This window comes from Streptomyces bambusae (genome assembly GCF_019400985.1).
Taxonomy (GTDB): domain Bacteria; phylum Actinomycetota; class Actinomycetes; order Streptomycetales; family Streptomycetaceae; genus Streptomyces; species Streptomyces bambusae_A.
Window position 1 is genome coordinate 1 of the sequence record NZ_WTFF01000367.1, and the last position, 6,847, is coordinate 6,847.

6 protein-coding genes and 1 pseudogene are annotated in these 6,847 nt (G+C 72.4%); all 7 read right to left on the reverse strand.

The window, feature by feature from the left end; all coding sequences use genetic code 11:
- Positions 1–349 precede the first annotated feature (349 nt).
- On the reverse strand, positions 350–1,306 hold the full coding sequence (locus tag GPJ59_RS31575; RefSeq protein WP_219671350.1) for an aromatase/cyclase: 957 nt from the start codon (positions 1,304–1,306) through the stop codon (positions 350–352).
- Between the two features lie 182 nt (positions 1,307–1,488).
- On the reverse strand, positions 1,489–2,163 hold the full coding sequence (locus GPJ59_RS31580; protein WP_219671345.1) for a lipoprotein: 675 nt from the start codon (positions 2,161–2,163) through the stop codon (positions 1,489–1,491).
- Positions 2,164–2,270: 107 nt separating this feature from the next.
- Positions 2,271–3,062, reverse strand: coding sequence for an ABC transporter permease (locus GPJ59_RS31585; protein ID WP_219671346.1), 792 nt, complete (start codon positions 3,060–3,062; stop codon positions 2,271–2,273).
- Positions 3,059–4,096, reverse strand: a complete 1,038-nt coding sequence (locus tag GPJ59_RS31590; RefSeq protein WP_219671347.1) for an ATP-binding cassette domain-containing protein — start codon at positions 4,094–4,096, stop codon at positions 3,059–3,061. Before GPJ59_RS31590 ends, GPJ59_RS31585 begins: the two co-directional genes overlap by 4 nt.
- Before the next feature lie 126 nt (positions 4,097–4,222).
- Complete coding sequence (locus tag GPJ59_RS31595; RefSeq protein WP_219671348.1) at positions 4,223–5,068, reverse strand: DUF4097 family beta strand repeat-containing protein; 846 nt, start codon at positions 5,066–5,068, stop codon at positions 4,223–4,225.
- A gap of 89 nt (positions 5,069–5,157) precedes the next feature.
- Positions 5,158–5,679: a toxin-antitoxin system HicB family antitoxin gene (locus tag GPJ59_RS31600; RefSeq protein ID WP_219671349.1), complete on the reverse strand. Its 522-nt coding sequence runs from the start codon at positions 5,677–5,679 to the stop codon at positions 5,158–5,160.
- A gap of 422 nt (positions 5,680–6,101) precedes the next feature.
- Positions 6,102–6,847: pseudogene (locus GPJ59_RS31605) on the reverse strand (IS4 family transposase); the annotation flags it as partial.

Below are 6,847 nucleotides of genomic sequence, written 5' to 3' on the forward strand. Positions count from 1 at the left end.
TGCGCAGCGGCGCCGAGGGGGGGCGGGAGAACGCGGACACCGGGCCCGGGCGGGGCGGGCGGGCCCTGGGGAGGGGAGGGGGGCGGGGCGCGGGGGGGGGGGTAGGGGGGGGGGGGCGGCAGGGGGGGGTTGGGGGGGCGGGGGGGACAACCGCGGCACCCTTCCCACCCGCCGTGCCCGCGCCACCGCCGCATCGGCGTCCGGGACGGCCCGGGTGGCGGCGGCAGGGGGACCGCCGGCGGCCCGGCCCTCGCCCTGGGGCGGCGCGGGCGCGGGCGACGCCGGCGCGAGAGAGTGCGTCATGGTCACTCGTCTCCCGGTCCGATGTGTCGTGTCCTGTCGTGTCGTGTCAGAGGCTGCGAATGGCGGATTCCGCGTGCCGCTTGGCGAGTTCGAGGGTGGCGCCGCTGTTGCGCCCGAGGGCCTCACGGACGAAGGCCCGCGCCTGGTGGACGTCGGCGCCCGGACCCAGCACCCGCTCGAAGGCCTCCTCGCGCAGCAGCACGCTGTGCTGGGAGGTGACGGTCACGCCGGTCGCGTCGGGCACGACGGACCACTCGCCCGTGTGCGCCTCCATCAGCAACGGCGTCCGCGTCTGCTTGTAGACGATGCGCCAGGCGTGCGGGAAGCAGATGCGCACGGAGTCGGTGGTGTGCACGGACCCGTCCGCGATGCGGGTGTCCATGCTCATCACCTGGACGCCCGGCAGGTCCTCGACCACGTCGACGCGGGCCACGTGCGGGACGCGCTCGGGCCAGTCGGCGACGCCGTAGAGGAAGTCGTAGACCAGCTCCGCGGGCCCGTGGACGCGGACGGAGTCCTCGAAGGTCAGCAGCAGCCCGTCGAGGCGGCTCCACTGCTCGGCGGTCTCCTTCAGCTGCGCCAGCTCGGCGCGGCTGTTGGTGTCGGTGGCCAGCAGCAGCCACGCGACGTCGTCGGGCCGGTCGGCGGCCACGGTGAACTCGTGCTCCAGCCGCAGCCGGCACCGCTCGGCGCCGCGCTCCTCCACGCTCCAGGTGCCGCCCATGGACACGGCGGGCGCGGCCGGCAGTTCCTGGCGGAACTCGATCCGCATCCGGCCGGGGTCCAGCGTGCGGCGCGACAGCCAGGACTTGACGGCCCCGTTGGCGGTCACCCACATCTGGAACCGGTCCAGTACGCCGTCGAAGTCCAGCCGTTCGACGTGGATGCTCGGCGGCACGAACAACGGCCACTGCGTCGTGTCCGCGATCAGCCCGTAGACCACTCCGGCCGGCGCTGCCACGTCGATCTCGTACGACGTGCGGTGCACTCGCTCACCCGACATCGGCTCAACCTCCCTGACCCTGTGCCCCGACCTTCCCGCCCCGCGCCGGAGGGCTGCCGGAAACCCGCTTGAGAGCGGGTCCAGGCGCGGCCGGGGGGCGGACGGGGGGACGGGAGGGGGAGGGGGAGGGGGAGGGGGAGGGGGAGGGGGAGAGGACGGAAGGGGAGGAGGAGAGCCAGACCTCAGGAGCGGGGCTTCATCGACTCCCGGGCCAGCTGGTACGCCGGGAGCATCGCCCGGTGTTCGGCGGTGTCGAGCCCGCCGAGGTGGACGACCACCGCCGCACCGGAGGGCGTGACCACCGCGAAGGCCCGCTCCTCCTTCGCCTCGTCGAGGACCTCCGCCTTGAAGGCGGCCTCGACGGCGGCCAGCGGCCCCGCGGTGGTCTCGGTGAACACCGGAGCGGAGCCGGACGGGGTCTTGACCGTGGCGAGGAAGTTCTCCAGGACCTGGCGGGCGGAGCCCGGGGCCCGGTCGGCCGTCCAGACCCGCAGGAACCCGATGTGCCCGGCCGGCTTGGCGTCGATCTCGCAGCTCAGCGTCAGCCCGCCCTGGGTGAACCCCGGCGGGACCGCCTTGGGCTTCCACGAGGCGGCGGTGGAGAGGGTGACGGGCAGCGGGCAGGCACTCCCCGGCTCGCCCACGGCACCCGCGGCGGCGGGTACGTCGGCCCCTCCGGACGGCGAACCGGCGGGCGAACCGGACGGCGATCCGGTGGGCGAGGACGGCGTACGGCCATCACCCCCGGCCCCGCCCCCGGACGAACAGGCGGTCAGCAGCCCTGCCAAGACCACGGATGCCGCCAGGACCCGGACGCCGACGGCAGTGGTGACTCTGGTGCTGGCACTGGTGCGCATTGCTCGGTTCCCCCAAAAACTGGCCGCCCGGGCACGCGGCAGGACCGGTGCCCGGGCACGGAAAGAGCGTCAACCTAGCAGGCAGCCCGGCGTCATCTGCCACGCGGTCACTTCGGGTCGCGGTTGAACACCGCCTTCGACCAGCGGTAGCCGAGCACCGCCAGGCCCAGGCACCAGGCGAGGGCGATCCACCCGTTGTTGCCGATCTCGGTACCGAGCAGCAGCCCGCGCAGGGTCTCGATGGCCGGCGTGAACGGCTGGTACTCGGCGACCGGCTGGAACCAGCCCGGCATCGCGTCGACCGGGACGAAGGCGCTGGAGATGAGCGGCAGGAAGATCAGCGGCAGCGCGTTGTTGCTGGCCGCCTCGGCGTTCGGGCTGACCATGCCCATCCCGACCGCGATCCAGGTGAGCGCCAGGGCGAACAGCGCGAGCAGACCGAACGCCGCGAACCACTCCAGGAGCGTGGCGTCCGTGGAGCGGAAGCCGATGGCCACGCCGACGGCGCCGACGAGGACCACGCTGACGACCGCCTGCAGCACGCTGCCGATGACGTGTCCGACGAGCACGGAGCCGCGGTGGATCGCCATCGTGCGGAAGCGGGCGATGATGCCCTCGGTCATGTCGTTGGAGACGGAGACCGCGGTGCCGACCGTGGTCCCGCCGATGGTCATCAGGAGGATGCCCGGGACGAGGTACGCGATGTACTCGGAGCGATCGGCGCCGCCGCCGCCGATGCCGGCGCTCATCACGTCGCCGAAGACGTAGACGAACAGCAGCAGCATGACGATCGGCGTCAGCAGCAGGTTCAGGGTCAGGGACGGGTAGCGCCGCGCGTGCAGGAGGTTGCGCCGCAGCATCGTGGTCGAGTCGCGCACGGCGAGGGAGTGGGAGCTCATCGGGCCTCCTCCTTGGGGTGGGTGGGGTAGGTGGGCTGGGTGGGCACGGTGGGGCTGGTGGAGCTGGTGGGGCTGGTGGAGCCGGTCAGGGCGAAGAACACGTCGTCGAGGTCCGGGGTGTGCACGGTCAGCTCGTCCGCCTCGATCTCGGCGGCGTCCAGCCAGTCGAGGATGGAGCGCAGCTCGCGCTGGCTGCCGTCGCTGGGGATCTGCAGCGCCAGTGCCTCGTCGTCCCGGGAGGCCTCGCCCAGGGCGGCGGCGGCCGACCGGTACGCGGACGGGTCCGAGAACCGGAGCCGGACGTGCCCGCCGGGGATGAGCCGCTTGAGCTCCTCGGCCGTGCCCTGAGCGGCGATCCTGCCGCCGTTCAGCACCGCGATGCGGTCGGCGAGTTCGTCGGCCTCCTCCAGGTACTGGGTGGTGAGGAAGACGGTGACACCGCCCGTGACGAGCTCACGGATGATCTGCCACATGTTGTGGCGGCTGCGCGGGTCGAGGCCGGTGGTCGGCTCGTCGAGGAAGATGATCCGCGGATCGCCGACGAGGGTCATGGCGATGTCGAGGCGGCGCTTCATGCCGCCGGAGTAGGTGGAGGCGGGCTTCTTCGCCGCCTCGGTGAGGTCGAAACGATCCAGCAGCTCCGCCGCGACCCGCCGCCCCTCGCGCCTGGACAGGTGGTGCAGGTCCGCCATGAGGAGCATGTTCTCCTCGCCGGTGATCAGCCCGTCGACGGCGGAGAACTGCCCAGTGACGCCGATCGCGGCGCGCACGGCCTGCGGGTCGGCGGCGAGGTCGTGGCCCGCGACGCGGGCCTGCCCGCCGTCTGCGGTGATGAGCGTGGACAGGATCTGCACGGTGGTGGTCTTGCCGGCGCCGTTGGGCCCGAGCAGCGCGAACACGGAACCGGCCGGGATGTGCAGGTCGATGCCGTCGAGCACGGTCTTGTCGCCGTACGACTTGCGCAGACCGGTGGTGGAGATGGCGGCGGCGGGCGACGGGCGACCGCCCCCATGACCTGAACCTGAAGTGGACATGACAGAACTCGGCACGAGGCCCTCCGTTCGAAGGCTGAAGCGATGCGGGAAGCGAGTGGGTCGGGTGGCGCGAATGGGCAGGGTGGCGCGAATGGGGCAGGGTGGCCAGCTCTACTGCGGGGGGGGTCAGCCCTTGGCGCGGAGGACGTCGATGTTGCCGTACCGGGTGCGGGCGTGGATCTTGACCCTGTCCTCGGTGTCCTCCGGAGCCTCGGAGGCGGTGAGCATGTTGCGCACCTGGCCGGAGCCCGCATTGACGTCGAGCCAGGCGGCGGTGCCCTCGCGGACGCCGACCTCGATGGCTCCGTAGCCGGTCTCCAACTGGGCGGTGCCGCGGGCCACTTCACCCACGCGCAGGGTTCCGTGGGCGGTGGTGGCGGTGACCGAGTCCTCGGCGCGCCGGATCTCGATGTCGCCGTGGGCGCCGCTCACCCGCAGCTCGCCGGTCGCGGCGCCGACGATCGTGGTGCCGTGCGAGTTCTTCAGGACCGCCGGGCCGTCGACGAAGCCGACGCGCAGGCTGCCGGAGCTGGTGGTGATCTCGGCCGCGCCCTCGACGCGGTCCACGGTGATCGAGCCGTGCGACGCGGTCAGCTTCAGCGGGCCGGTCGCATCGAGGCGGACGTCGCCGGACGAGGTCTTCACGAGCACCTCGCCGAGCCGGCCCTGGCCGAGCACCTGGGTCCAGGAGCCGGTCATGTCGACGCGCGAGCCAGTGGGCAGTTCGACCGTCACGTCGACGATGCCGGGGCGGCGCAGCGAGTTGCGCTGCTTGGGGGTCCTGACCGTCAGGATGCCGCCCGCGTACGTGACCTCGGTCTGCTCGGCGGCCCGCACGTCCCGGTCCTTCCTCGGGTCGCGGGGCCGCACCTCGACGACGGTGTCGAGGCGGTCGCCCGCGGTGAACTGGATGGCGCCGGCCTCCACGTACGCGGTGACCGAGATCGGTTCGGGAGTGGCGAAAGAAGGCATGGGTGTCCCGTCCTCTGTGGTCTCAGTGGCGTCCCCGCTGGTGGGACGTGGTGGGTGAGTGAGATGGTGCGGGCGGGCGGGCGACGCGGCTAGCGCACCCAGCCCGTGATGCTCTGCCCGACGCTCTGGATCTTGCCCGCCGGCCGCGGCCGCGCGCCGCCGTCGACCGCGGCGGACACGGCCCGCACCAGCCACGCGTTGACCGACAGGCCCTCGCGGTTCGCGGCCTCCTCGGCACGGGCCTTGAGGTGGGCCGGCAGTCGCAGGTTGACGCGGGCGGTGCCGCCCTCGTCGCCCTCGGCGGGCGCCTGCGCCCTGGCCGGCTCGACGGGCGCGGCGGTCGGCTCCGCGGGAGCGCCGCCCTCGGCGGGCGGCAGCGTCACCACGAAGTCCGGGTCCAGCCCGCGCAGCCGTACGTCGACCGAGCCGGGGGCGAGTTCACGGGTGACCTCGTCCATCGCGGCGGAGAGCACGTTGAGCATGGTCAACCGGGTCGCCGACTCCAGCGGAGCGGTGAGCCTCTCGGCCAGCTCCCGGGCATCTTCCCCACCGGCTTCGGCGGCCACCGCAAGCTCGCGGCGAAGGGTGTCGACATACGGGGTGAGATCCATGACGCCATAATGGCACCACCATGGCACCACGCGCAAGCCCGCATGACACCGCGCAGCCGCGGGCCGCACAGAAGCCGAACAGAGGACACACCTGACCTGCACAAACACACAGATGGCAATCTGAAAAATGGTGGCACCATGCGCGCTCGTACGCCATGAGGGGCACGGAGGCGGCATCACGCGACACCACCTGGCGCCACGATGGCACCACGCGACACCACAGGCGCGCCACGCGACGGCACCGGCATGTCCACTCCAGGCCGAAGCGACTCCCAAGGCCGACCCGAGAGGGCGTGTTTCCTGCCGGGCCCGGTCGGAGGGGTGTCGGTGTCTGCCCGCCAGTCCATCGTCCGTGCGGGTCGGGGCGCCCTGTCAAGGGCGCTCCCTCCGGTCGCGTCGCTGCGCGATGCAATGCCGCGTAGTTAGGGGGTGTTTGGTGTTGTGGAGGGGGTTGGTGGTGGCTGGGTGAGGGAGTAGAGGGCTTGGCCTGTGCGGTGGAGGAAGCCGAGTCGGGCCCATTCGGCGATCTGGGTCTGGAAGCTGCGGATGCCGGTTCGGGTGCCGGTGATGCCGAGTTGTTCGGCGAGCCGGCGGCTGTGCCAGGAGCGTTGTGGGTCGGTCCGCATGATCGTCATGAGTCGTTCCCGGCGGGTGGGTGGTTGGGGTGAGCGGGCAGGGCCGGGCGGTCTGGCTGCGCGGCGGCGCTGGTTGCGGGCAGGAGGGCCTGGGGGCGGGGTGCGGACGGCGATGTCGATGGCGGTGACAGGTGTGCTCTTGCCGGGTCGGCCGTCGTCGCGGTTGAGGTAGCGGGAGGTGGGGTTCTTGGCCTTGCGGGCGCTGTAGCGGGAGCGGCGGGCGGGCAGCAGGGTGTCCAGGACGGCGCGGCCGATGACGCCGAGGAGGTCGGGAGCGTGGGTGGGCAGGACGTCGGCGGCCAGGGTGAGCTGGTCGCGGGCGGCCTGGAGAGCGGTGGTGAAGCAGGCCCGGTCCGGGTCGGTGCCGGGCGTCGTCTCGACGGCGGTGACCATGGCCATGCGCAGCAGCTGGTGCACAAGGAGCAGGGCCCAGACTTCCTGTTCGATGCCTGGCTGGTCGCCGGAACGCAGGACATGGCCCGTCAGGATCGTGTGGCGCAGGGCCAGGAAGGCCGTCTCGATCTCCCAGCGTT